Annotated in this window: 25 protein-coding genes and 2 pseudogenes; 8 read left to right on the forward strand and 19 right to left on the reverse strand. The window is 67.9% G+C overall.

What is annotated here, in order from left to right; translation table 11 throughout:
- Positions 1 to 7 precede the first annotated feature (7 nt).
- From C8250_RS34935 to C8250_RS34975, 9 genes are all read right to left on the reverse strand, one after another.
- On the reverse strand, positions 8 to 1039 hold the full coding sequence (locus tag C8250_RS34935; protein ID WP_138359205.1) for a carbohydrate kinase family protein: 1032 nt from the start codon (positions 1037 to 1039) through the stop codon (positions 8 to 10).
- A 125-nt stretch (positions 1040 to 1164) separates the two neighbouring features.
- Complete coding sequence (locus C8250_RS34940; RefSeq protein WP_138359203.1) at positions 1165 to 1404, reverse strand: acyl carrier protein; 240 nt, start codon at positions 1402 to 1404, stop codon at positions 1165 to 1167.
- Positions 1346 to 1864 carry a holo-ACP synthase gene (gene acpS, locus C8250_RS34945; RefSeq protein WP_138359201.1) on the reverse strand — a complete coding sequence of 173 codons (519 nt, stop codon included), beginning with the start codon at positions 1862 to 1864 and terminating at the stop codon, positions 1346 to 1348. The genes C8250_RS34940 and acpS overlap by 59 nt, the downstream gene beginning before the upstream one ends.
- A complete protein-coding gene (locus C8250_RS34950) occupies positions 1851 to 2699 on the reverse strand; it encodes a hypothetical protein (protein ID WP_138359199.1) in 849 nt (282 codons plus the stop codon). Before C8250_RS34950 ends, acpS begins: the two co-directional genes overlap by 14 nt.
- A 26-nt stretch (positions 2700 to 2725) precedes the next feature.
- Positions 2726 to 3619 (reverse strand): diiron oxygenase, encoded by an 894-nt coding sequence (locus C8250_RS34955; protein WP_274599410.1) that lies wholly within the window; start codon positions 3617 to 3619, stop codon positions 2726 to 2728.
- Between the two features lie 58 nt (positions 3620 to 3677).
- Complete coding sequence (locus C8250_RS34960) at positions 3678 to 4733, reverse strand: class I SAM-dependent methyltransferase (protein WP_346268781.1); 1056 nt, start codon at positions 4731 to 4733, stop codon at positions 3678 to 3680.
- Positions 4734 to 4955: 222 nt separating this feature from the next.
- Positions 4956 to 5780 (reverse strand): SAM-dependent methyltransferase, encoded by an 825-nt coding sequence (locus tag C8250_RS34965; protein WP_138359195.1) that lies wholly within the window; start codon positions 5778 to 5780, stop codon positions 4956 to 4958.
- A 33-nt stretch (positions 5781 to 5813) separates the two neighbouring features.
- Complete coding sequence (locus C8250_RS34970; protein WP_138359193.1) at positions 5814 to 6269, reverse strand: MaoC family dehydratase; 456 nt, start codon at positions 6267 to 6269, stop codon at positions 5814 to 5816.
- Between the two features lie 30 nt (positions 6270 to 6299).
- Positions 6300 to 7520: an aminotransferase class I/II-fold pyridoxal phosphate-dependent enzyme gene (locus C8250_RS34975; protein WP_138359191.1), complete on the reverse strand. Its 1221-nt coding sequence runs from the start codon at positions 7518 to 7520 to the stop codon at positions 6300 to 6302.
- Positions 7521 to 7668: 148 nt separating this feature from the next.
- Here C8250_RS34975 and C8250_RS34980 point away from each other — a divergent pair, with 148 nt between their 5' ends.
- Complete coding sequence (locus C8250_RS34980; RefSeq protein WP_138359189.1) at positions 7669 to 8403, forward strand: PIG-L deacetylase family protein; 735 nt, start codon at positions 7669 to 7671, stop codon at positions 8401 to 8403.
- A 534-nt stretch (positions 8404 to 8937) separates the two neighbouring features.
- On the opposite strand, the gene C8250_RS43960 is transcribed toward C8250_RS34980, so the two are convergent.
- Complete coding sequence (locus C8250_RS43960; RefSeq protein ID WP_244809554.1) at positions 8938 to 9309, reverse strand: tyrosine-type recombinase/integrase; 372 nt, start codon at positions 9307 to 9309, stop codon at positions 8938 to 8940.
- Between the two features lie 125 nt (positions 9310 to 9434).
- Here C8250_RS43960 and C8250_RS43965 point away from each other — a divergent pair, with 125 nt between their 5' ends.
- Together C8250_RS43965 and C8250_RS43970 are read left to right on the forward strand one after the other, a co-directional pair.
- Complete coding sequence (locus C8250_RS43965) at positions 9435 to 9629, forward strand: hypothetical protein (RefSeq protein ID WP_232486298.1); 195 nt, start codon at positions 9435 to 9437, stop codon at positions 9627 to 9629.
- Positions 9630 to 9659: 30 nt separating this feature from the next.
- Positions 9660 to 9932, forward strand: coding sequence for a hypothetical protein (locus C8250_RS43970; RefSeq protein ID WP_244809555.1), 273 nt, complete (start codon positions 9660 to 9662; stop codon positions 9930 to 9932).
- A 223-nt stretch (positions 9933 to 10155) separates the two neighbouring features.
- Here C8250_RS43970 and C8250_RS34990 read toward each other — a convergent pair whose 3' ends face one another.
- Positions 10156 to 10422 (reverse strand): helix-turn-helix domain-containing protein, encoded by a 267-nt coding sequence (locus tag C8250_RS34990; protein ID WP_138359635.1) that lies wholly within the window; start codon positions 10420 to 10422, stop codon positions 10156 to 10158.
- A gap of 2030 nt (positions 10423 to 12452) precedes the next feature.
- Positions 12453 to 12650: pseudogene (locus C8250_RS34995) on the reverse strand (transposase); the annotation flags it as partial.
- A gap of 403 nt (positions 12651 to 13053) precedes the next feature.
- Between C8250_RS34995 and C8250_RS35000 the strand changes: the two are divergent.
- The 3 genes from C8250_RS35000 (at position 13054) to C8250_RS35010 (ending at position 14375) form a co-directional block, all read left to right on the forward strand.
- Complete coding sequence (locus tag C8250_RS35000; RefSeq protein ID WP_138352731.1) at positions 13054 to 13299, forward strand: hypothetical protein; 246 nt, start codon at positions 13054 to 13056, stop codon at positions 13297 to 13299.
- 64 nt (positions 13300 to 13363) lie between these two features.
- On the forward strand, positions 13364 to 13720 hold the full coding sequence (locus C8250_RS35005) for a hypothetical protein (protein WP_138352732.1): 357 nt from the start codon (positions 13364 to 13366) through the stop codon (positions 13718 to 13720).
- A gap of 328 nt (positions 13721 to 14048) precedes the next feature.
- Complete coding sequence (locus C8250_RS35010; RefSeq protein ID WP_138352733.1) at positions 14049 to 14375, forward strand: DUF6087 family protein; 327 nt, start codon at positions 14049 to 14051, stop codon at positions 14373 to 14375.
- Here the strand turns inward: C8250_RS35010 and C8250_RS35015 are convergent.
- From C8250_RS35015 to C8250_RS35030, 4 genes and pseudogenes are all read right to left on the reverse strand, one after another.
- Positions 14372 to 15895, reverse strand: coding sequence for a gamma-glutamyltransferase (locus tag C8250_RS35015; RefSeq protein ID WP_244809556.1), 1524 nt, complete (start codon positions 15893 to 15895; stop codon positions 14372 to 14374). The two genes, C8250_RS35010 and C8250_RS35015, sit on opposite strands and share 4 nt — an antisense overlap.
- 302 nt (positions 15896 to 16197) lie before the next feature.
- A pseudogene (locus C8250_RS35020) lies at positions 16198 to 17510 on the reverse strand (replication-associated recombination protein A).
- A gap of 100 nt (positions 17511 to 17610) precedes the next feature.
- Complete coding sequence (locus C8250_RS35025; RefSeq protein WP_138352735.1) at positions 17611 to 17979, reverse strand: MmcQ/YjbR family DNA-binding protein; 369 nt, start codon at positions 17977 to 17979, stop codon at positions 17611 to 17613.
- Positions 17976 to 18371, reverse strand: a complete 396-nt coding sequence (locus C8250_RS35030) for an MmcQ/YjbR family DNA-binding protein (RefSeq protein WP_138352736.1) — start codon at positions 18369 to 18371, stop codon at positions 17976 to 17978. Before C8250_RS35030 ends, C8250_RS35025 begins: the two co-directional genes overlap by 4 nt.
- An 88-nt stretch (positions 18372 to 18459) precedes the next feature.
- On the opposite strand from C8250_RS35030, the gene C8250_RS35035 reads away from it, so the two are divergent.
- Positions 18460 to 19392 (forward strand): AraC family transcriptional regulator, encoded by a 933-nt coding sequence (locus C8250_RS35035; RefSeq protein WP_244809562.1) that lies wholly within the window; start codon positions 18460 to 18462, stop codon positions 19390 to 19392.
- 54 nt (positions 19393 to 19446) lie between these two features.
- Here C8250_RS35035 and C8250_RS35040 read toward each other — a convergent pair whose 3' ends face one another.
- Entirely contained in the window at positions 19447 to 20439 is a 993-nt protein-coding gene (locus tag C8250_RS35040; RefSeq protein WP_138352738.1) for an aldo/keto reductase, read from the reverse strand.
- A gap of 124 nt (positions 20440 to 20563) precedes the next feature.
- On the opposite strand from C8250_RS35040, the gene C8250_RS35045 reads away from it, so the two are divergent.
- Positions 20564 to 21187 (forward strand): TetR family transcriptional regulator, encoded by a 624-nt coding sequence (locus C8250_RS35045; protein WP_138352739.1) that lies wholly within the window; start codon positions 20564 to 20566, stop codon positions 21185 to 21187.
- An 83-nt stretch (positions 21188 to 21270) separates the two neighbouring features.
- Here the strand turns inward: C8250_RS35045 and C8250_RS35050 are convergent, their stop codons facing one another.
- Together C8250_RS35050 and C8250_RS35055 are read right to left on the reverse strand one after the other, a co-directional pair.
- Entirely contained in the window at positions 21271 to 22293 is a 1023-nt protein-coding gene (locus C8250_RS35050; RefSeq protein WP_138352740.1) for a zinc-binding dehydrogenase, read from the reverse strand.
- Between the two features lie 73 nt (positions 22294 to 22366).
- Entirely contained in the window at positions 22367 to 23803 is a 1437-nt protein-coding gene (locus C8250_RS35055) for a carboxylesterase family protein (protein WP_138352741.1), read from the reverse strand.
- Positions 23804 to 24499 lie beyond the last annotated feature (696 nt).

Raw genomic sequence — 24499 nt, forward strand, 5'->3', positions numbered from 1 at the left:
TCCATGGTCAACTCCTAGAAACAGGGCTGGGCTCCGGTGCATGCGATTCCGCCGCGCTGTTCGTCCCTGCCAGCATCGCTCGCAGCTCACTGGTGGCGGCAGGACCGTATGCCTGGGTGAGCCGTGCGGTGAGCTCCGGGAGGGTGGCCCGGTAGCTCTGCGGTCCGACGGCTTCCAGAGCGCAGGCCGCCATGGTGCAGCCCAGCAGCGCGGCCGCGCCCGCGTCCAGGCCGTGCGCTGTCGCAGCCAGGAAGCCGGCGCGGAATGCGTCACCTGCTCCGGTTGGATCCGTGACGTGCGGAACGGGAACGGCGGGTACGTGCAAGGTGGTGTGACCGCTGCGGTCGATGCGGACGCCACCCTCGCTCAGCGTGGTGATCCAGGTGCCGACCCGTTCCAGGACCGTACTTTCCGGCCAGCCTGTGCGCTCAAGGAGCAACGCCCGCTCGTAGGCGTTGGTGAACAAGTACCTGGCGCCGTTGACCAGGCCCTTGACTCGGTCGGTGTCGAGTGTTGCCAACTGCTGGGAAGGGTCGGCCGCGAACGGGGTGCCAGTGGCGCGGCAGGCGCGGGTGTGCCGCAGCATCGCTTCGGGGTCGTCGGGAGCGATCAGTACGAGATCCACCGGGCCCGCTGCCTCAAGGACCGAAGCGAGGTCGATGTCTCTCGCATGACGCATCGCTCCGGGATAGAAGGATGCGATCTGGTTCTGCGCGGCGTCGGTGGTGCACAGGAAACGAGCGGTGTAGGCATCCGGAATGGTTCGGATGTGCTGAGTGTCGACGCCATTGCCGTTCAACCACACGGCGTAGTCGGAGAAGTCGCCGCCCACCGCCGCGACAAGCAGCGGATTCAGCCCCAGTCGTCCCAGGCCGAGCGCGATGTTGGCCGCAGCGCCGCCCCGGCGTATGTGGAGGCTGTCCACCAGGAAGGACAGCGACACGTGAGCCAATTGATCGGCGATGAGCTGGTCACTGAACCGCCCGGGGAACGTCATCAGATGGTCAGTGGCGATGGAGCCGGTGACAGCCAGGCGCACAGCGTGTCCCTTCTGGTGGTTCACGGACGGATTCCGGCAGAGACATCGGCAGGAGGCGCTCGTTCCGAAAGTGGTCAGCGGCCCCGCCAGGCCACTGACACCGGCGGGGCCGCAGGCACAGGGGTTCAGCCGACGGGCAGGAGGTACCGCTCGTGGATGACATCCAGACATCGCACGTCCTCGATGTCGATGGCGTCCATGTCGATACTGCGACCGCTGAGCTGCTCCAGCAGAAACAGGAACTCCACGAAAGTGAGGGAGTCGATCAGCCGGTTCTCGATGAGGTCGAGGTCACCAGGTATGTCCTCACGCTCGGGATGGCGCTTGAGGATCCAGTCCTTGATCTGCTGCAGCGGTGCGTCCATGGGAGTTCTCCTTCGCTGAGGGGGCGGTGCGTGGGGGAGGGAATGATCCGGGGGACGCCGCCGCGATGGCGACCGCATAGGCTCCGTCGTGGCTGATGCTGATCCGTATGCCGGATACACCGGCTTGTTCTGCCAGCCTTCGCGCGGTGGACCGCAGGCTCAGGACGGGCTTGCCGCCGGGAGCCTTCCGTACTTCCATGGCGAGCCAGGGCAGTACGACACCGCTCGTGTTCAAGGTCTTGAAGGCGGCCTCCTTGGCGGCCAAACGGCCGGCCACGGAGAGGATGTCCAGACTCCCGTCGCGATGGCAGTCGCCCAGTTCGGCCGGTGTGAGCATGCGCGCCAGCACCTCGTCACCGTGCTCGGCCAGCATGCGGTCCACGCGGCTGGTCAGCATGATGTCGACCCCGATATCGCCGGGCGGGCACTCGGCGCCGGGACCGTTCTCATCCCTGGGCAAGTGCCTGCTCCACGGCGGCAGTGGCTTCCGCCCAGCCGCCGAAGCGCCGGGTCAGGGCCGAGAGCCACCGCTCGAGGCCGAAGGCCACACAACTGGTGAAGACCGATTCGCCGTTCAGGGTGATCGCCAGTCGTTCGCCGAAGAAGTTGCGATGCACGTTGACCGAAGCGATGGCCAGATCCTCGTACAGGAACTCGTACTTCACCGGTGCCAGCTGCTGGAGCCGGGCCCGGGAGCCGCCGCAGTCGTAGAAGGGATCCGTCGCCGCCTCCTTGCGCAGGGGCAGCTCCAGGCGGGCCGCGAAGTTCTCCACCTGGGCGGTGAAGTGCCGTAGATGTTCCTCGGTGAACTCCCGGTCGCCGACTGCCACGATCTCCCGCATGTGGAAGCCCAGGAGACGTCGCAGGTCTTCGTACTGCTCCTCACGGCGGAAACATCGGCCCAATACCGTGACGCGTTGCGGAGCGTCGAGCTCCTGGCCGGCGAGGTGCAGATACACGCCGTAGCAAGCGGCCGACGGAAGGGCCAAGCGGGCCGTTTCCAGTGTCTGGGGGGCGAAACCGCCGTCGACCGGATCATGGCCGGCGTCCGGACCGTTCAGACGCAACGGGGCGGTGACCACGGCCTGGTGCGGGAAGTTCCGGTAGTAGTCAAGCTCCGCCAGCTGCTCGACCGGTATGAGCGGCGGCATGATCATGGGTTGGGCTCCGGCCTGGACACCCCAGGACTCGAAGGCCCGGTCGAGCAGGTACAGCAGTGCGGTCGCCTGCGGGCCGAGGACGGCGACGCCGGTGGGGGGCGCGGCCGTGGTCGACCGGGTGGACAGGGGAGTCATCGTGTTCCTTCCGCCGGGCGCGCCATTCAGGCCGCGTACAGCTCGGAGTCGGAGAAGATGCCGGTTTTGACGAAGAACGACACGGGCTTGCGGACTGCTTTGCGTTCCGCGGTGCGCCGGTACGGATCGGCCAGGATGCGGCTGCGCACCTGCAGAGGATCCGAGAAGCCCGCGTCCCGGTAGACCTGGGGGTTGTAGAACGACTGCAGGCTGAAGACGATGTACCGCTTGAGGTAGGCCTCCAGCTCCCTCAGCTGCTCCTCGCCGGCCTGCTCGCGGACCCGCTGGTACAGGAGCGAGACGAGTTCCCGCCCAAAGGCGATATGCCGTGATTCGTCGTGATGATGGATCCGGTTGACCTGCCGGATGGTCTCGTGCAGATCGGCGTCATCGGCCATCCGGGCGTTGTAGTGGTCGACGATCTCCTCGAAGAGCAGAATGCGGGCGAAGACGAGGAAGTTCTCAGTTTCGGCACTGCCCGCATCCTGAGTCTTGATGGAAGGGGTGGAATAGATCTTTCCAGCGCCGTAACGCCGACAGAACTCGGCGAAGAACCACATGTGCTCGTTCTCCTCACCGATGAAGTGGTGGAAGAACTCGGAGGGAACTTCGAACCCCGGCGTATGGATGCGCCTGATGACCTCGATCAGAAGCTCACGGATTCCGTGCACGTTGAGGCTGTAGAAATTGATGCTCTCCCATCGCGACAGCCGCTTCATTCCCTCCACGCCGATCTCGTCCTCGACCGGTGTGCCATGGGCGGTGATCAGTTCAGGAGTCATCCAGTAGGCGTTCTCCGGGAGCTGGTCCGCCCATTCGAACATGCGATACGGGTTGTAGTAGTCCTCGACGGACATGCGGCCGAGCCGGTCGAGGATTTCGACGAAGCGGTCCGGCACAGCGTGGTCGGTGATGGTCACGGATCCTCCGGAGAGCGAGGGGGCGGGCGGGAAGCGGCACGGTACGTCGGCGCGACGGCTAGGGGCGCGCCTCGTAGACAGCGCTGACCGGTGTCGCGTCTGCCTTCCGCCATCGCGTGAATCCGGCACTGCGGGCTATCTCGCGCAAGGTGTCCTCGCCCGAGTGGTTGCCCAGGGCGCGAGGGCCCTTCTGGGCGGCCGCGGCCGGCAGACACATCACTGCCGACAGAGCCATGAACAGCCGACCCGCCGGGTGCGTGTTGCGCAACGGGTCAGGGTCGGCGTTCGGCTCAACGATCATCCACGTGCCGTCGGTGGACAGCTGGGAGCGGATGTGGCGTGCCACAGCGTCGGGATCGCCGATGTCGTGCACGCAGTTGAACGTGGTCACCAGGTCGTACGGGCCGCCCTCGAACGCGTCCGCCCCGGCAGTCGAGAAGTCCACTCGCTCTTCGGGCAGGCCGCGTTGTGCCGCCAAGTCCCGGGCCTGCTCGATGGCCAGCGCGTAGTAGTCAAAACCCCGCACCTGTGCGGCCGGGAAAGCCTCAGCCATGAGGAACGTGGAGTACCCCACCCCGCACCCCACGTCCGCGATCCGTCCACCATCCTTGAGCCGGTCCTCTGCCGCCTCCAGCGCGGGTATCCACCGCTGAACAAGATGGGCGCGATAGCCAGGTAGGAAGTACCGGGCCAGGGCGTCGTCCAGCGTCCCGTCGTGCTCGTCCCATCCCACTCCACCGCCGTCCCGGTACGCGTACACCAGCGAGTCCTCGCTGGTGTAGAGCGCGGCCAGGGCGGAGAAGAACGGCGCCGCGTGGAGGTCGCTGTCGCGGTCGGCGAGGGCCGGCACGTGCTCGGCCGGCAGCCAGTACCGCGCGCCTGCCGCGTCGGTGCGCAGATACCCGCCACTGACCTGGGCGTGCAGCCATTCGCGTGCGTACATCGGCTGGATGCCGGTCCGGGAGGCCAGCTCCTCGGCTGTGACCGGCTTCGAATCGGCCATCGCGCGATACAGGCCGAGACGGTCTCCGAGGGAGACCGTCAGGCCGCGCACGGCGGCGGCCGCATCACTTACGAGGCGTTGCTGAAATTCCTGGGCGGGATGGGTGTTCACAGTCCTCGTCTCGATTCCGATGGGGAATGGAAGCCTGCGATGACGCCTGGCCGGCGGCTCTTCGGAGACGCCCGGCGGCCGAAAAGTACGGTACCTCGGTAGGGTATTGGCTCGGCCAGGTGCAGTTGAGGTAGCAGTTCCACCCGTCCGCCCGGCTACCCCGGAAGGGGTGGCCACTCGGTCACCACCCGCCGCATGCCCTTGGCCCCGCGCGCGATGTCCTCAGCTCACCGAAGGCTCCGCGGTGAAGAAGAAGGAGCGGGGGACGTCGCGGACCTTCCGGGCGATCAGCGGGTACGGCCAACGGCCGTAGGAGGCACCGGCTTCGCCCGGTTGAAGGGTCCGGGTGGTGTGCCAACCGCAGGAACGCAGGAAGTCCTCCGGCTCGTCATGGCCGAACTGCCAGGCGGCGCCGTCCTCCCGCAGAGCGCTCAGGAAGCCGCGCGCCATCGGATTGGTGAGCGATGCGCGGCTGGCCATGTCCCCTGCCAGGATGCTGCCGGGTGCCGAAAGCCGCAGCAAGGTGGCGAGCACGCTGCGCACGGCCTGCTCCGGAAGGAAGAACAGCAGACCTTCCATGACCCATACGGTCGGCTCCGCGGGCTGGAAGCCCGCGTCCGTCAGTGATCCGGCCCAGTCACCGGCGAGATCGACCGCTACGGCACGCCGCCGGCGACCCGCCGGCAGCGGGGCATCGGCGAGCTGAGCGCTCTTGGCCTCCAGCAGGGCGGGGCGGTCGAGTTCGTAGATCACCGTGTGCTCCGGCCAAGTCAACCGCCACGCACGGGTGTCCATTCCCGCAGCGACGAACACCACCTGCCGTGCCCCACTGCGCGCCACCGCTGCCAACGCCTGGTCGTCCAGGTACTTCGTCCGCAACGCCAGGAAGGGCACCGTTCCGGCGCCGGTATAGCGCTTGAGCAGAGCGAAACCGGTGTCACCGGCCAGCGTTCGCGCGAACGGGTCGTCGAACAGCCGGTCATCACGTTCGCTCTCCAGCGCACGAGCTGCGGCGGTCCATTGGGCTGTACAGGAAACGGCTTCCACGATCTGTGATCCTTTCGATGGTGACGCGGTTCCTCAGGCCCCCGCCGATGCTGGGCGTCGCAGGAAGAGACTGTGCAGCGTCATGCTGAATACCTGCCGCCCTGCGTCATCGAGCAGTTCGCAGCGAGGCTGCACCAGCCCGCGGTCCTTGCGACCCAGAACCGGACCCGTGCGCAGCACGGTCAGCCGTGCGCTGAGGGTGTCTCCGGGGCACACCGGCCGGTGATAGCGGATCTCGTCCACTCCAGGGGATCCCGCGCAGGCGCTGTCGCGCAGGAGACCGTCGACGTAGGCCCGCATGAACAGCGACGCGGTCAGCCACCCACTCGCAATCAGACCCCCGAAAGCCGAACCCTCTGCGGCGGCCGGGTCGGTGTGGAAGGGCTGAGGGTCATACCGTTTGCCGAACTCGATGATCTCTTCGGCGGTGACGGTCACTGACCCGAGGTCGTGGACATCTCCGGCGGCAAAGTCTTCGAAATAGCGCAAGATGAGCCTCCCAGGGACGGTTCGGGCGGGTCACAGACCGGACAGGGCATGTGCGAAGTCGCCCCACAGATCGTCGAAGTGCTCCAGCCCGACCGAGACCCGTACGGTGCCTTCGCCGATACCGGCCGCCGCCAACTCCTTGGCGTCCAATTCACGATGGGAAATGCTGGCTGGATGCAGCACCAGGGTCTCCACCCCTCCCAACGAGGGCGCCAGTCGGGCCAGGTGCAGGCCTGCGAGGAAGGTCCGGCCGGCTGGGCGACCGCCGGCCAGATCGAAGGCGAGCACCCCTCCGAAGCCGTCCAGTACCCGCTTGGCGAGAACGTGGTCCGGATGGTCGTCGCGGCCGGGCCAGTGCACCGCGGTCACCGTCGGATGCTCTGCGAGGCGGTCGGCCAATGACGAGGCGTTGGCGCAGTGACGTTCCATCCGCAGGCTCAATGTCTGCAAGCCGCGGATGGTCAGCCAGGCAGCGAACGGGTCGGCGGTGGCACCCAGTTCGACGGCATGCTTCCAGCACGCTTCGTAGAGCCCCCGGGAGGCGAAGACGGCAACGCCACCCGTGACATCCGAGTGGCCGCCCAGGTATTTGGTGCTGGAGTGGACCACGACGTCTGCGCCGAATTCCAGCGGCCGACACAGCAGTGGAGAGGCGAAGGAGTTGTCCACCACACTGAGAAGGCCGGCCTGTCGGCCGACCGCCAGTACTCCGGGCAGGTCGGGAATCCGGGTGGTGGGGTTGGCGATGGTCTCCAGATACAGCAGCCGCGTCGTCGGTCGGAGCAGATCCCTTACCTCGTCCGCGCTCTGCCCCGAAACATAACTCACTTCGATACCGAACCGCTCACTCAGATCGGTGAACAGGGAGTACGTTCCGCCGTACAGACAGCGTTGCGCGATCACATGGTCGCCGGTCTGCAGAGCCGACAGCAGCACGGCGCTGATCGCGCCCATACCCGAAGCCGTGGCCAGCGCAGCCTCCCCGCCCTCGAGTTCAGCCACTGTCTCTTCCAGCGCTCGCACGGTGGGATTCCCGCGCCGGCTGTAGACGAATGCACCGTCCGGACCGTTCATCGCCTCTGCCAGATCGTCGGGATGATCGAATGCGAATGCGGAACTCTGATAGAGCGGCACGCTCAGCGGCTGACAACGTCTCAGCGGGGGAGCCGAGACGTGGATGGCACGCGTCTGAGGATGCTGTAAACCAGTTCCGAGCCCGGAAGCCTGCTTGGATGCGTCGATGCCCACCATGGGTTCCATGCTGTAGAAAGTCGCGGGTTTCCGATAGGGAGACAAACGGTCACCTCGCCGCCTGATGGAACGTCAGGCCATTCGAGGTGCAGCGCAGTGACCGATCGGTCACACCATCCTCTGTAGCCGAACGGCAGGGAGAACGGCCATGGATCATCCGCAGGTACTCCACGACCATCAGATCGAACGCGCCCTCGTCATCACCGCACACCCCGATGACGTCGACTTCCTCGCCTCCGGAACGGTTGCGAAGTGGACTGCGAGCGGTATCGAAGTCACCTACTGCGTCCTCACGGACGGCGACGCCGGTGGATTCGACCCCGCCATCCAACGCGCCGATATTCCGGCGCTCCGTCGTGAGGAGCAACGCCGGGCCGCCGACATCGCCGGGGTCAAGGAAGTTCACTTCTTGGGTTACACCGATGGCGCCCTCGAAGTCACTACGAGTCTGCGACTCGACCTCAGCCGCGTGATCCGCCAGGTACGCCCGCAACGGATCGTGATGCACAGCCCCGAGATCAACTGGCCCCACCTACCGGATTTCCACCCCGATCACCGCATGGCAGGCGAAGCGACACTGCGCGCGGTCTACCCGGACGCCCGTAACCCCTTCGCCCACCCCGACCTCATTGAGGAAGAAGGCCTCGAAGCATGGGCCGTCGATGAGATCTGGATGATCGGTGCACCACATCCCAACCATTGGGTCGACATCACCGGGCATCTGGGCACCAAGATGGAGGCGCTGTACGCCCACACCTCTCAGACGGCACACATCGACGATCTGGAAAACACCATCCGGGGGCGTCTGGCCCTGCAGGCCACGGCGGCCGGCTGGCCCGATGGGCGCCTTGCCGAGGCATTTCACGTCGTGACCACCCTTTAGCGCGACGATCGCCAGAAGGGATCTCGGCCGAACCCGGTGAGTACCGCGAGGGTCGCGTGACGGGGACTGGAGGGCGCGCTGGAGGCCGGGACGACCGTGGTCATACCCTCCTCGGGCACCTGGACCGATGCCACACCCCGGGCTTGACTCGCCCTTGCCTCTCACAGGCATCTCACGGATGAGGCATCACGGAGTGGGACGCGTCGTCATGGCGGTACCCGTGGCACAGGACCTGACCTGGGCGATCCGGACTGCACCGGACCACCAGACACGGTCCGTCAGGCTTGGACGAACGCTGGGGGTCAAGGGGTCGCAGGTTCAAATCCTGTCGTCCCGACGGTGCTGAAAGGCCCGCTGGTTGGGAGAAATCCCAGGTCAGCGGGCCTTTTGCGTTGCTCTGACTAGGCGTCAAAGTGACAGCCCGTCAGATGCTTGGGGACCAGCTGGGGACGGTGCTGAGGAAGAAACCCCTGATCAGGCCCTGTTTGCTTGGGGACCATGATCGCGAATGGTTGCTCCTGCATTGTCCGGTTTCTACAAGACCCGCAGGGTCGCGGCGAGCGGGTCCGAGGGCCCGGGGGCTCCGGCCAGATGGGCGCTGAGCGATCGTCCGGCGGCGACGATGGCTCGAAGGTCCGGGTGCAGGTAGCGCTGGGTGGTGAGCAGCGAGCCGTGGCCGGCGATGAGCCGCAGGACATGCAACGGCACCCCCGCGTCGGCCATCCACGTCAGCCCCGTGTGACGCAGGCTGTGGCGGCGCAGCTTTTCGTGGCCCAGGGAGCTGACGACCGCGTCCCAGTGAGTGGCGTCGCGCAGGACGGCGGTGGTGATGCGTCCGCCGCGCGGGCCGGTGAACAGCCGGGCGTCGGGGTCGGGGCCGGCGGCCAGCAAGCGTTGTGCGATCAAGGGCCGCACTTCCTCGATGAGCGGGACGCGGCGGGCCGCTTTTGCCCTTGGTGCCCTTGTCGGCGAGGCCGCCGGGGGAGGGGGTGGTCTGGCGGCGCACGGTCCAGATCCAGTTGACCGGGTCGATGTCCTTGACCCGCACGCCGGATGCCTCGCCGATGCGGGCGGCGGTGCAGGCCATGAAGATCACCACGCTGCCCCATCCGGCGAAGTTCCCGTGGGAACGTGCCACCAGCGCCGCGGCCAGGGCGGTGAGCGCCGCCCAGTCGGGCAGGGCCAAGGTGCGGGGGTCGTCGAGTTCGTCCTCGGCCTGCTTGTAGGCCGACTGCCAGCCCACGATGCGCGCGGGGTTGCGCGCGATGATGCCGTCCCGCACGGCCTGCTCCATCACCCGCACCAGGACTGCCAGGCTGTTCTTGACCGTGGAGCGCCCGCACTCGTCCGCGATCCACCCGTACACGCTGCGGTCCACCGCACCGTTGCTGATCATCGCGACCGGGATGTGGCCCAGGCTGGGCACCACTCGTAGCCGCCACCCCGCCAGATACGGGTCGGTGGTCTTGGCCTCCAAGCCGCGCAGGGCGAGCGGCATGTTGGCGTTCCCGAAGTCGGCCAGCGACTGATTGGACCGGGTCGGGTCGATCCCGCGCAGGGCTGCGGCCAACAGCGCGTCGATCCACTCCTGGGCTTCCTCGGCACTGGCCCGGGCTTCCGACAGGGACCGTCGTTTGCCGGTATGGGGATCGGTCCAGCGCACGCGCGCCCGGTAGGGAACCGGCCGGTTCGCACGGTGCTCGATATCGGCCGACAGCGCTACGGCGATGGGCAATTGCTCTATGTAGGGCATCAGGCCGCCTGCGCGGGGTCGATGCGGCGACCAGCCAGCCACCGTTCGACATCGGCGGCGCCGTACATCACCACCCGCTCCGACAGACGGACGAAAGGCGGTCCCTGCGGGGGCCGGGCAGTCCTCCATCGACGGACCGAGGAGGCGTCCACCCGCAGCAGGCGGGCTATTTCCTCGGTCGTGTACCACCCATCGGCCAATAGGCCGGGCGAGGGCTCATCATGCGTGGGGCGGCGAATTTCGGTGGTCGGTGTGTTTGGACGCATGGACTTCCCGGCGGTTGGAGGGTCAGGGCTGGGTGCGACAACCGGTCGAGGATTTCGAGAGGCTGCAGGGCGGAAATTGCTCAGGGCGCTGGGCTGTGCTCGGGCAAGACACAACACTAAACAGAAGGCGCAGGAAGTCCAGCCGGATTGTTGCTAGTTCTCTTGCGGAGAACGCTGGTACCCGTCAGCGCATCCTAAACGGCGTAAAGAGACCCCTTATGTAGGTAGGTCTACCTTGATGGCTTGATGAATCCTGGCGGTATTTTCGGAGTCCTGGATTGTCCCCGGAGCAGGCTCCGAAGGAGCCCTGGGCGTGGTGAGCGCTGCAGGCGGCGCTGCGTTATGTAGGGATGGCCGTACTGGCGGGGTCCCGCGACGTGGGCAGGCCGTGCCGCTGGGCCATCAATGATCCGTAGTATCGCCGGTTTGGCTAACCGGCGATCCCGCGCTATGTTGCTGATCCTCGAAGGGTTTGCGCGCACAACTATGCGGCCGTGCTTCAGCAGTTCCGGGGAAGGCCGAAGTCCAAAGGTCGCTTCGTGGACCGCAGGGGGTGCGGAAGGAAGCATCGGCCATGATGGCCACGGCCGCTCTACTGCCCGAAGCCGCATGGGCCGCCGATGAGAACGGACTGGGCCAGCATCAGGTCACTCTCTCGCGCGGACCACGTGCCTCCAGCCCACGTACCCTCGACTGTGCCGATGTCGAGATCGCCGGGCTGCGGAAGCAGCGTCCGAGCCGTCCCCCTGTGCTAAAAGGCAGACCTGGAGCTTCCCCGGCAGAATGTCCACCCACTCCGATGCTGGTCGGCACAAAAGGGAGCGTGACGGAGGTCCAGTCACGTCTTGCCGAGGTCGAGGCGGATATCCAGAACCGCATCGAGGCCCACATGGAGACCATCCGGGGACCCGCTTCCTGGGAAGCGGGAGCACACCGGACCGCTATTTGGCGGGCAGATCGGCTCATTGAGGATCCACGAGATCGGCGCCCCTGTGGGTTGTTGAGGCACGTTCAGCCAGTGCGGAGATGCGATCTTCCTCTGTCTCGGTGAGGCCAGATTCTCCGCCGGTGTGAAGCTGATCGGGTGGCGTTCGTCGTGAAGTTGTCCAGCTGACGGCTTTGACCTGGAGTGATGTCGCTGAACGGGGCTCTTGCCTGGGCGGATCCGTCTTTCTGGATCTTTCAGACTCGTGCCCGGTTGTGCAGTTGATACTCCCCACGCGCTCCCCAGAGGCGCTCGCACTCCCCAAATTCTCCCCAAGAGGTACTGCCGTAGGAGCATCGCCTGTCCCGTCTGGCGGTGCAGGTGTGGGTCGTGCCGGTTCGCTTTGCGTAAGCGCTCAGAGGAGGTGTCCGCATTCGCCCAGTCAGATGTCGCGGAAGTGACCACGCGAGTCCGTGACCTGCCGGAATGGCAGGCTGCTGGGCGCCGACCAGCGAATATGGTCTTTCGGTTGTTTCACGGTAATGCCCGTTGATGCGGCCGGAAGTCCCAGAAAAGTCCCAGTGGGGTCCCAGGGTCGGTGGCCATTCTTGGGGCTCTGCGCAGTGGTCGAGGCTGCATCTGGGCTGGGGTTCGTGCATCGGTGCTCGGCCTGGAACGAACGGCATCGTACGTGTCTGCAGCAGCTCGACGCTGGGGCAGACAGCTTGCTGGCTGCGCGGGCATGGCAGTTACCGGTTGGTTCATGGCGTCGGCGAGGTCATCCTCGAACTACCCCCGCTCGCGCGGGAAGACCCGCTGCAGACCCTCCATCTCGATCTCGTCGATCGGACCAACCCCGTGCACACGGGAAGACCAGGTGAGCAGGGCCGCGTGAGCCTGTTAAATACGGACCACCCCCTGCTCGCGTGGGAAGACCGTTCGCCCGGCGGGCTCGTCCTGACAGACGTCCGGACCACCCCCGCTCGCGCGGGGAGACCTTGATTCCTAATGCGTTCTGTGAAGCCGCGAGGGCTGTCGGCGGCGTGAGCTCGTAGCACCACCCGTCGCGCAACAGAGCCCAGATGACGTTGACGCGGCGACGGGCGAGGGTGGCTCCGCCGTCGGCCAGGTCGATGCCCCAGGTGTTCTCATCGCCCAGGGCTACGACGTCGGCGAGGAGTTCGAGGAGTTCAGTTTCGTCGTTCGCGACGCGTCGGGAAAGCAGCCGACGGCCGCTCTCGTCGATCGCGACGCAGTGGTGGTGAGTCTTGCCTGCGTCGATGCCGGCCCAGATCGCGGCCATGTGGTGCCTCCGTGCGGTGAGTGCTGGTGCCTCCCGACGGACGACCTCGCTGTCGATTCCCTACGGAGCGATCGTTCGCAATTCCTAATTGGCAGCCGAGTCGTCGTGGGACGTCGGGCGGCCAATCAATGCCAGCCACGAGCGGCAGAAGGTTGAAAGCCACACCCGACGTCCCTGGGTGGATAAACCATACGAAGGGCTCACCCGATCCCGCAGGACAACGTAGGGAAGGTTGAGCGTGTGCCATCGAACCTTGACCGACGCCCGCTTGTGTCATCGAGGATTGGTCGCGCTGGTCAGGGGCTGGCCTTGAAGAGGCCAGCCAGCTGCGCGCTTCGGGATCGGCTGTGCGGGTCAAGCGCCCACGAACATCTGCACGCTGCTGGCCTGGCACGATGCCTGCATGGAAACTGGTTTCCCGTGGGGGTCCACACCGACTGTCGATCTTCGCCTCTGGCGCGCCGACGCCATCGTGCTGTTCGACTGGCTGATGAGCACCGACCTGAACGCTGTGCCGATCACGCACCCAGCTCAGAAGCAGGCCCTTTCGGACCTCTTGGCCCGCCTGGAGGAGGTGGACGTCACCGAGTCTACCGAGGAAGAGATTGCCGCAGCCCAGGACGAGGTGGCCAAGAGCATGGGCTGGTAGGTGGGCGGAGGAGATACGCGCGAAACCGCCGCTTCCTCTCCCCGGAGCCTCCTACAGTGGACTCATGAACATTCGCTGGGGTGGCTCGGTCTGGGAACTGATGCTGGTGAAGCGCGCGGTCGGGACAGCCCTATCGAACTCGGCGAGCGGCGGGTACAGCACGCTCCTGCGCGACGGCGCCCGGAACTTGGTCGGCCACGCGGACTTGCTCAACGGGAGACGAGCCGTCGCCGGGCTTGTCGCGGTCTCCGCGGTAGCGGGCGGTGCGCTCACCGTCGCCACCATGAAGGTGACGCCGCACCTCAAGACGAAGTTCCGCCCCGCGGTCCAGGACACGGCAGAGGAGGCGGCAGAAGCCACCTCTGACACCCCTGTTGAGGAGCCGGAAGCTCTCCAGGGGCCGCGGCTACGCGCTGTCTGACCATCGGGTGTATCTCCTCCAACGGCCTGGTAGGAGCGCCGGTAGCGATCAACCTTCGGTGACACAAGCTCAAGGTTCGATGACACGGGACACCAACCATGGGCACGGACGAGCTGGCCTACGCCCGGCAACCGATCGGACCCCCTCACCGCAGGTTGGTGAGGAGTCAGGCGTTCTGAGCCCCGAAGTAGAGTAAATCCGTGAACGCGTGGCGAGTTCCGGGTCCCGGACGGAAGGCCCGAACAGCGGTGCTGTGGATGGCATGTGTCGTGGGTCGAGCGCGGGCCCAAGGTGGCGGCGTGGGGTGCGGGTACGCCACGATGCTGCGATGCAGAACGAGGAGCCGTTGGAAGAGTGGGCGCGGCGGCGCGAGGAGCGCCGGAACGCATCAAAGGGAAAACAGCGGGCGGTCCCGCTCGCAGAAGGCCCGTCACGCGGGGCCCACGTCGATCCGGGCGCGCCGCGGGTGATCCAGGAGTGGACCGGTACGGAGTGGGTCGCGGTCGGCGTCGCCGACAACCTGGCCGCTGCGAAGGTGCTCCTGTACGCGGCGCAGCCGGTCGAAGAGGACCCCGTGGAATGGGACCGCCCGCCGGGGCTAGGCAAGGGCCGGGGCCGGCACCGGAAGCCGACTGCAGCGGAGGAGCGGGACTAGGCGGGTAGCGGGGGAAGGTTGTAGCGGCTGACGGCCAGGTACGTCTCCGGCGTCGCCGCTTCGAGGAGAGCAGGGTCGCCCTCCAGATCGAGCTCCGGCTCCTGGGCGCGGTGCAGCAGGTCGCTCCAGTCGCTCGTCGCGCCCCGTTCGTAGGCGTCGCGGAGCAGAGGGCGCAGCCGGGGGCGGGCTTCCTCTTGCTGTTCGCGGAAGATCCGCCGTTGGGTTAGTCGCTGCTCTTCCTCAGCATCGTCGCTGAGCTCTTGGTGGTCGGCCGGCTGGTCCTCGGCACGCAGCCCTGGGGTGCGCCGGGCGATGGCGAGGTCTTCCTCATGGAGGCGCTCGCAGGCTGCGAACAGTGTCCGGGACATGCCGAGGTGGACCTCGGTTCCGGGGATGCGGCAGGTGAGGAAGTCATCGAGCCCCATGGAGCGGATGCCTGCGCGCAGGATGTGCTGCTCGACGTGGGGCGCTGGTTCGCGGGCATCGGCCCGCATGGCGAGGGTGAGGCCGTCGTCTTCCAGGGGCGTGGTCAGCCCAGACCGTCGGTAGCGGGAGGCACGGTCGGCGGGCACTGGCACCGTGCGCAGATACGAGGCGGGAGCGGAGCGCAGCGCCAGGTAGGCGAGCATCTGGGCGCGGGCCGCGCCGATGAGCGCGTCGTCGCTGTCACCGAGATGGTCCTCCAGATTGCCTGGGCCCGTCACTGCGTCGTTGATGTCAGTCTCGGCAGGACTGAGGGGCGGCTGCCCGGGGTGCAGGTCGTGATCGATAGTGAGGAAGAGATCGTCTCCGGGCCGCACCGACGCTCCGATCAGGACGGTGCGGTGCGCGTACGAGCTGAGGACCTTGCTGCCGGCCGCAAGTTGCGCCCATCCCCTTCGGAGCGTAGGGAGGCCGACGTTGCCGCCCTTAGCTTCGATCAGCCAGTAGATGTTCTCTGCCTCGTGGCGCCCCCACAGGTCGGGCAGTTTCCTCTTCGGGTCTTTGAATGTGCCGTGCAGCGCGAGGATGGGGCCGCCGAGTTTGAGGTGCTCGGTCTGGCCGAGGCCCAACAGCGAGCGGCAGGCCCACTCGGTCATGGTCATGCCCAGGCGGTAGGCGGCAGCGTTCTTCGCGCTGCGCTCGGTAGCGTGCGCGTAGACCGGGTTGAAGGTGAGGCGCTGGCCCACGGCGCCGGGTACGGGGTGTCGGGGCGTGACCGGGTGCGCGCCGAGATACGCGTAGAGCGGCGAGACCCGGGCGACGAGTTCCCCGAGCGCGTACTGCGGTTGGTTCTGCAGATGCGGGGTGACGTCCCGGCCGACCTCGGTGGCGGCCTTGATGATCTCCCGCCACGTGGTGGTCGGGGCATACCATCCGTCGACTGCCGGGAATCCGTCCGACCCGGTCCACGGCTTGTGTTTCGCCGTCCGCCACTGCCTCTTGGGCTTCTTCGCAGGTTCGTTGCGGAAGAGGACTGGTACGTCGAAGCTGTCGGCATAGGTGAGCGGCGGCGCGTCCGGCACGTCTGCGGTCATCATGGGGATCACTCTGGCACGCACCCGGATCGTTGACAGCGCCAGGTGGCGGGCCCCAACCGCTCTGCGGGGGGAGCGATTCAGCTGGGATCCGGTGCGCATGCTCACACACGCCGAAGCCGGGGAGGGTAGTTGTCCTTCGACAGCGAAGTTAGTCGTGCGCAGCGCGCTGACCTGCGTCGACTGGATTGGATGTCAACACGGCGGGCGATAGCGTGGAACATCATGTCGGAGGGGGACGCTGGATGCGGATTGTGCGCGACATCTGCCGTGTGCACACTCTGTGCGCTGCCCACGCGTCCGCGTCAGGCGCTGCGTCGGCGAGCGCGGAGGGCGGCCCAGTGGCGCAGGCGTTCGGTGATCTGGGCTTCGTAGCCGTTGAGGGTGGGCTGGTAGTAGGTCTCGTGGTCCATGCCGTCGGGGAAGTAGTCGGCGCCGGAGAAGCCGTCGGTGGTGTCGGGGTCGTACTGGTAGTCCTTGCCGTAGCCGAGGTCCTTCATCAGCCGGGTCGGGGCGTTGAGGATGTGGGCGGGCGGCATGAGTAGCCGGTGCGGCGGGCGGATCGGTGGGCCGAGTCGAGGCCGCGGTAGACGGCGATGGACTTGGGGGCCGTGGCGAGGTAGACGACCGCTTGGGCGATCGCCAACTCGCCCTCGGGGGAGCCAAGTCGCTCGTACACGTCCCAAGCGGTGAGGGCCTGCTGGACGGCGTGCGGGTCGGCCATGCCGATGTCTTCGTTCGCGAAGCGGACCAGGCGGCGGGCTACGAACAGGGGGTCCTCGCCGCCGTCGAGCATGCGGGCGAGCCAGTACAGGGCCGCGTCCGGGTCGGAGCCGCGCATCGACTTGTGGAGCGCGGAGATCAGGTTGTAGTGGCCCTCCTGCGCCTTGTCGTACAGCGGGGCGCGCTGCTGGATGTGGCGGACGAGTCCGGCGGTGTCCAGGGGGGTGCCGGGGTCCGGGAGGGCCTGGAGCTGTTCGGCCATGTTGAGGAGGTAGCGGCCGTCGCCGTCGGCCATGGCGATCAGGGCGCGGCGGGCGTCGTCGTCCAGGGGCAGCCGGTGGCCGATGAGGTCCTCGGCACGGTCGAGGAGTGTGGACAGGGCGGCTTCGTAGAGGCGTTTGAGGACGAGGACCTGGGTGCGGGAGAGGAGAGCGCCGTTGAGTTCGAAGCTCGGGTTCTCGGTGGTGGCGCCGATCAGGGTGATCGTGCCGTCCTCGACGTAGGGCAGGAAGCTGTCCTGCTGGGCGCGGTTGAAGCGGTGGATCTCGTCGACGAACAGCAGGGTGCCCCGGCCGATGGTGCGCCGGCTGCGGGCGGCGGCGAAGACCTTGCGCAGGTCGGCCATGCCGGAGAAGGTGGCCGACACCGGTTCGAATGCCATGTTGCTGCCATCCGCGAGGAGGCGGGCGATGGTCGTTTTCCCGACGCCGGGAGGGCCCCACAGGATGGCGGAACCGAGGCGCTGCGACGCGACCATGCGACCCAGCGGGGCGTCCGGGGCCAGGAGGTGGTCCTGCCCGACGACGTCTTCCAGTTGTGTGGGACGCAGGCGGTCGGCGAGTGGCCGGGCGGGCTCCTCGTCGAAGAGCGGCAGGGTCGCTTCGGTCGGTTCCATCGGTCTCTCGGGTCGCAGGCGGAAGTGTGCGGGCGTGGCGAGCTTTGCACGGGGCACTGACAGGCGTGGGCTCAGCGGCTCGTGGGCGCGCTTGCGGTGCTCATCGGGTACGGGGGCGGTCGCGCCTGGGCAGCCGCTCGACGGCCAGGTCGTAGGAGTCCTCGACCGCGTTGGTGACCAGCCGCTTGGTGATGCCGGGGCCCGGCCCCAGCGAGATCCAGTGGTGTTTGTCGAGGTAGCGGCCCGGTGTGATCGAGACGTAACCACGTACGTGCGCGCGGGCGTGTTCGGGTTCGCACTTGACCGTGATGATCTGCTCGTCCGGGTCGTCGGTGACGATCAGGAACACCTTGCCCGCGACCTTGTACACGTCCAGGTGCTGGGTGAACGGGTGGCCGTGGTCCGTCTCGGGCAGCGCGAGGGCCGCCTCGCGGGCGGTGTCCTGGAGGCGGTCGCCGGCCGCGCTCACCGGGCCGCCCGCATGCTGGTGCCGTAGGTGTGCGGGTCGACGGGCTGCTCGGCCTTGGGCAGGTGGGCGACGACGAGTCGGTAGGAGTCGGTGACGAGCTCTTTGACGAGTTCCTTGTCGACGCCGTCCCCGCCCTCCAGGGTGATCCAGTGCTTCTTGTTCATGTGGTAGCCGGGGGTGATGTGGCTGTACTGCTCCCGCAGGGCGTGGGCCTCGCCGGGGTCCGCCTTGAGGATCACGACGGGGCGCCCCGGGACCTCGGTCATCAGCATGAACACCTTGCCGCGCACCTTGAAGACCTCCCAGTCGTCGCCGAAGGGATGTTCCAGCTGGGCTCCGGGAAGCTCCTCGGCGCAGTCGGCGGGGGTCTTGTGCAGAGTCGTTCCGTTCATGGGGCGTTGCCTTCCTCACGAGGTGGTCCCGGCGGCACACCCCATTCTTCCTTTGAAGCTGACAAATAGGGCAGTAGGCTGCGGACACGTGATGGTCGACAAGCGACACCCCAGCCCGAGCGGACCGGCCGGACCGGCCACCGTCCCGTTGTACGGTTTCCAGCCCCCGGTCGGCACCCCGTACGGCCTTGAGGTGAGCACCGTCGAGGAATTCTTCGCCCAGCACGACGACTGGCCGTGGAACCCGCCCCGTCCGGGCCGCGCCACCTTCCACTACCTCATCGCCGTCACCGAGGGAGAGTTGCGGCACGACGTCGACCACCTCACGCGGGCCGTCGCCCCCGGCCAGTGGCTGTGGGTGCGCCCGGGGCACGTGCAGTGCTGGCATCCGCCCGGCGCCGCCCGCGGCCCATTCATCCTGTTCGAACCGGACGTGCTGCGGCCCGACATCGCCCGCCTGCTGGCCCCGCTCACCGCACACGAGGCTCCTCCCGTGCTGAGCCCGCACCCCGACGACGCCGCCTGGCTCCAGCAGACGGCACTCCAGCTTCTGGACGAACACCGCGCACTGGGGCGCCGACCCCTCGACGTCCACCACGCCCTGCGGCGCAGCCTGCTCGAATCGCTGCTGCTGCGCCTCGCAGGCGCCCCCGGGATCACCCCCGCCGACACGAGTGCCGGCAGAAGCCGCGGTGACGCCTACGGACGGTTCACGGACGCCCTGGAGCTGCACTTCCGCGAACTGCACCGGGCCGCGGACTACGCCGAGTTGCTCGGCTGCTCGGTCCGCACCCTCAGCCGCGCCGCCCGGGAATCCACCGGCAAGGGAGTGCGTGAGCTCATCGACGCCCGGCGCCTCCTCGAAGCCCGGCGCCTGCTGGGAAACGCCCGATGGGATGCCCGGTCCGTGGCCGCTCACCTCGGCTTCACCGACCCCGCCAACTTCGGCCGCTTCTTCCGCGACCGCACCGGCCTCACCCCGGCCGCCTTCGCGGCCCGCGAAGCGAGGACCGACGCGTGACAGAAACGCGGCGCTGGCCCCTTGCCCGTCAGGAGACGCCGGCTCCCGGCGCGGTCAGTCCGTGGTGAAACTGGACAGCAGCGCAGCGGGGTAGCGGCTCCCTGCCGAGCCGTGGGGAAGGATCTCAGCGATGCGGGCCAGATCAGCGGCGGAGAGCTGGACGTCGGCGGCGCCGGCGTTCTCCTCAAGGCGCTTGGTGCTGCGGGTGCCGGGAATGGGCGCGACGTCCTCGCCCTGGGCGAGCAGCCAGGCCAGCGCGAGTTGGGCGGTGGTGATGCCCTTGGTGGCGGCCAGATTCTTGAGCTGTTCGATGGCGTGCAGGTTGTAGGTGTAGTTCTCGCCCTGCCAGCGCTCGTCCCAGCTGCGCATGTCGTCCGCGGGGTATTCGCTGGCGGGCTTGACCTGGCCGGTGAGGAAGCCGCGGCCGAGCGGGGAGTAGGGCACCAGGCCGATGCCGAGTTCCCGCAGAACGGGAAGGATCTTCTCCTCGACCTCCCGCTCGAAGAGCGAGTACTCGTACTGGAGCGCGGAGACCGGGGTGACGGCGTGGGCGCGGCGGATGTACTGGGGGCCGACGTTGCTCAGGCCGAAGTACTTCACCTTGCCCTCGGAGATCAGTTCGCCGACCACCCCGGCGACCTCCTCGACCGGAACGGCGGGGTCGGAGATGTGCTGGTAGAAGAGGTCGATGTGGTCGCTCTGCAGGTAGCGCAGGCTGTTCTCGGCGACCTTGCGGATGTTTTCCGGGCGGCTGTCGAAGCCGGGGCTGTGCAGCGGGGCGGTCATGTCGAAGCCGAACTTGGTGGCGAGGACCACCTCGTCGCGGAAGTCCTTGACCGCCTTGCCCAGGAGGATCTCGTTGCTGCCGGTGCCGGCGCCGTACAGCTCGGCGGTGTCGAAGAAGTCGATCCCGAGTTCGTGGGCGCGGCGGATGGTCGCGATGCCCTCGTCGTCGTTCGAGGCGCCGTAGCCCATGGACATGCCCATGCTCCCCAGGCCGAGCGCCGAGACGCGCAGGCCCTGAGAGCCCAGATTGCGGTGCTGCATGAGTTCACTCCCTCAGTGTTTCGTCGGCTTCACCCACGGAGGCCAAACCGAACTGTTCTGTTTGACTCTACGTGCCAATCACCCGGATGCCAAACCGAACGGTTCGGTGCCTTATCCTCGGGTTATGTCCCCGTCCAGCGACTCAGGCCAGACCGCAGCGCCCGCCGCCGGCAGCGGCGACACCACGCGCGAGCGCATCCTTACCGCTGCCATGGAGGAGTTCGCCCGCCACGGCATCGCCGGCGCCCGCGTGGACCGCATCGCCAAGCTCGCCAGGACCAGCAAAGAACGCGTCTACGCCTACTTCCGCGGCAAAGAAGCGCTCTATGCCGCCGTCGCCGCACGGGAGTACGTCGTCATCGCCGAGGCCACCCAGCTGGACCCGTACGACCTCCCTGGCTACGCGGGCAGACTGTTCGACTACTTCGTCGCCCGTCCGGACCACCACCGCCTGATCACCTGGGGCCGCCTCGAACTGCCGGGCACCGCAGCCGCTGCCGACGATCCCACCCAGGCTGCGATCGCCCGCAAAGTCGGCCAGCTCCGCCAGGCGCAACAGGCCGGACAGCTCGACCCCGCCTGGGACCCGGCCGACGTCCTCGCCCTGGTCAACCAGATCGCCACGACCTGGGCGGCACAACCCGAACTCGGCAAGGCCGCCGCCGCACACGCCGTGGACCCCACCACCACCGCCCGCCGCGCAGCAGTGGTGACCGCCGTCGAGCAGCTTTTCCCCCGAGCGCGCTGAGGTCCCCGGGCTGGCGGCCGCCCTGCGCGAACGATCCGTGACGGCGCCGACCGCTCTTGCCGCTCAAGTCGAGGGATCCGGGCTCAGTCGTCCAGGACGACGACGTGCTTGCCCGGCGTGGTACCGGACTCGAGGTCGGCCTGGGCGTCACGGACCTGTTCCAGGCCGTGGTAGACCTTCGCGACCGGGACCTTGAGGCGCCCTTCGGCGATGGCCTGGAGCTGGTGGGCGAAGACGTCGGCCGGCAGGTCGGCGGCCTCGCCCGCGTAGCTGGTCAGCCGCACCCCGCTGGGGATCATGAACGGGGTGAAGTCGGGGATCGTCCACTGCCCCGCCAGGGCTCCGGTGAAGCAGACCGTGCCCTGGCGGCGGACGGTGCGGAGGGTGTCGGCGAGGACCGAGCAGCCCACCAGTTCCAGTGCGGCGTCCACGCCGTCCGGCAGCAGCGCGCGCACCTGGTCGGCGAGGGTGCCGTCGTCGACAAGGGGATGGTCAACGCCCACGGCCGTGAGTTCCCCGGCCCGGCCGGGGCTGCGGGTGGTGGACAGCACGGTGGCTCCGAGGTCCTTCGCGATCGTGGCCGCGCTCAGCCCGACCGTGGAGGTGCCGCCGCGGATCAACAGCGTCTGCCCGGCCCGTAGGCCCAGGCCGGTGGTCAGCGATCCGTAGGCGGTCTGGAACATCTCCGGCAGCGCACCGACGACCTCCCACGGCAGACTGGTCTCGAACGGGATGACCTGCGCCGCCGGGACGGTCACGTACTGGGCGTACGCGCCGTCGAACGAGCGGCCCATGTTGCCCATCATGGTCGCCACCTGCTGTCCCGGCCGCAGTCCGCTGGCCCCGTCGGCCTCCTCGACCACACCGACGCCCTCGATGCCGGGAACGCGTGGGTAGGTGACCTCCGCATCCGACTCGCCCTTGCGGGTGGTGACCTCGGACTCGTTCACGCCGAACGCCTTCACCCTGATCCGCACCCAGCCGGGCTTACGGACGGGCACCGGCACATCCTTGATCTCCAGTGCGTCCAGGCCGCCCGGCCGGGTGACGACAACGGCCCGCATCGTCGCCGGTACGGAATCGCCGGCTGCTGTCCCTTGGCTCATACCCAGCTCCTTTACCGTGTTCATCCCCTGGTAGCTCTGTGCTGTTCCGCATGCCCGTATTCCCCGATGGCCGTCAGGGACGGTCGATGCCCTCCCACAGGTCGAGGGCCGCCGGATAGTGGGCGCTCGCCTCGAAGGGAGGGTTGCCGACCCTTTCCGAGGTCGGACGGTCCGTGACGGCGGGCCACAGCCGGGACTGCTCGCCGGTGACGAAGTCGAGCAGGATGTCGCGGATACGCGTGTCACGCTCGGCCTGCTCGGCACTGCGGCCCGGCTGTTCCTGGCCGACCAGGGCGTACATCTCGGTGCCGTGCACGGCGGGCGCGCCCTCGGCGGGTCCGATCACCAGGAGATGGGCGTTGCCGCCCGCGGCGGCGTGGGCCAGGGCACCGCGGGCGGCGGGAAGCGCGAAGAGGTAGTCCGCCATGAGCGCGGCGCGAACCTCGGCCGGGGTACGGCCGCCCTGGTCGTAGGCATGGACGATCTTCCTGGCGCGGGAGCGGGAAATGCGCCACCCCGCGACCTCGTCGGTGACGCGGTCGAGCGTGTGCGGGTCGAACCGGTCGAGGTCGTTCGCCACCCACCAGCCCATGTCGTCGCTGGCCATGCTCAGAAGCACGTCGACACCGCGGTGCGCGCCCGAGGCCAGGACGTCCATGGGGTGGGCGCGCACCACCGCGCCGGGCTGTCCGATGTCCAGGACGACGCCGGTGGCCTGGTTGTCCACCCCGCCGCGGACTCCGAGATCCGTCGGGGCGACCTTCTTCAGGGCGGCCACCAGGGAGGACGTGTCGAGGTCGATCAGCTTGTCGGGGTTGTCTGCGACACCGAGTTCCGTGACGAACCGGTGCGCGAGCTCCTCGGCCCACCAGGCCGGGATGGAGCGGGCTGGCCCGCCGGAGAACCCGGCCAGGCGCCGGTACAGGCCGTTGGCGGAGGAGGCACTGAGCAGCCCGAAGGTGGTATAGGCGCCGCCGCTGTGGCCGTAGACGGTGACCTGGTCGGGATCGCCGCCGAAGTGGGCGATGTTCCGCTGGATCCAGGTGAGCGCGGCGATGGCGTCCTGCAGGAAGAGGTTGCTGGCCTCGGCGAGCCGCCCGCCGTACTGCGAGAGTGAGAGCGCGCCCAGGGCGCCGAGCCGGTAGTTGATCGACACGCCCACCACGCGCCCCGTCGCGGCGAGGCCGGCGGCGTTCGAGGTGATCTGCGTGTTCGCGCCGTACTCGAATCCGCCGCCGTGGATGTACACGGCCACCGGCAGCGCCTCCCTGGCCGGCTCCTCGGGAGCCCACACGTTCAGGTTCAGGCAGTCCTCGCCCATCCCGCTGTCCGCTTCGAGCCAGTCACCGCTGTCGGGCTGGACGGAGACGACGCCCTTGCGGTCATAGGGGAGGTCCGGATCGAAATCCGCGACCACGGGGCGGCGGTACCGCTCGGCGGTGGCATACGGGATCCCCCACCAGGACCGTACCCCTGGTGCAGTCGGAGCCTTGGGTGTGGTGGCGGCCATGACATGTCCTTCCGGCGCGGTTCGGGTGATGTGGGAGGGTGCGTCGGCGGCTGGTTGCTCGCCGTAGCGCCCTCCCATCCTTCCCCGGGATCCGACAAATCGCCCCGCGGAGAGCGGTCACGCGATGGTCGCCAGGTGACACTTTGGTGCTCCTCTTCTTCGTCATCCACGGCTCCTGCGTCCCTGCCGCCCCGGACGGCACTCCGCTGCCCCTCCGCCGGCGGCGGCTGCTGGCCCTGGACGAGCGGCTGGACCAGGCGGCGGCGCGGCCGGTGATCGTTCCAGAGACAATCGTCTGCGATCACGGCAAGGTGTTCATCTCACGGCGTGGCCGGCGTCTTCGCCAACGCTGGTTAGTGCGCACGATCTCGCAGGCGGTTTCTCTGTCTTCGGCTACCACGTCACCGGCTCCACCGGCACGCTCTTCCTCTACGGCATCATCGTCGGTGCCGCCGCCCTCCTCGGCCTGGCCCTGCTCCTCGCGGGGGCACGCCGCAGCGCAGGCCGCCGGGGCCCGGCGCAGTCACTGCGCGAGCAGGCGGTAGTCGACCGGGAACGCGGAGACCTCATCGACCAACGCGACACCGCCTGCGCTCAGGCAGACGCACGGGTGCCGAACGACCCTGCCCGACCTGCCGCACGCCACCGGAACAGGCATTGGTTCGGCCATCGGACCGCCCACCGGTGACGCCCGGC

Source organism: Streptomyces sp. So13.3, from assembly GCF_005860785.2.
Classification (GTDB): Bacteria; Actinomycetota; Actinomycetes; order Streptomycetales; family Streptomycetaceae; genus Actinacidiphila; species Actinacidiphila fildesensis.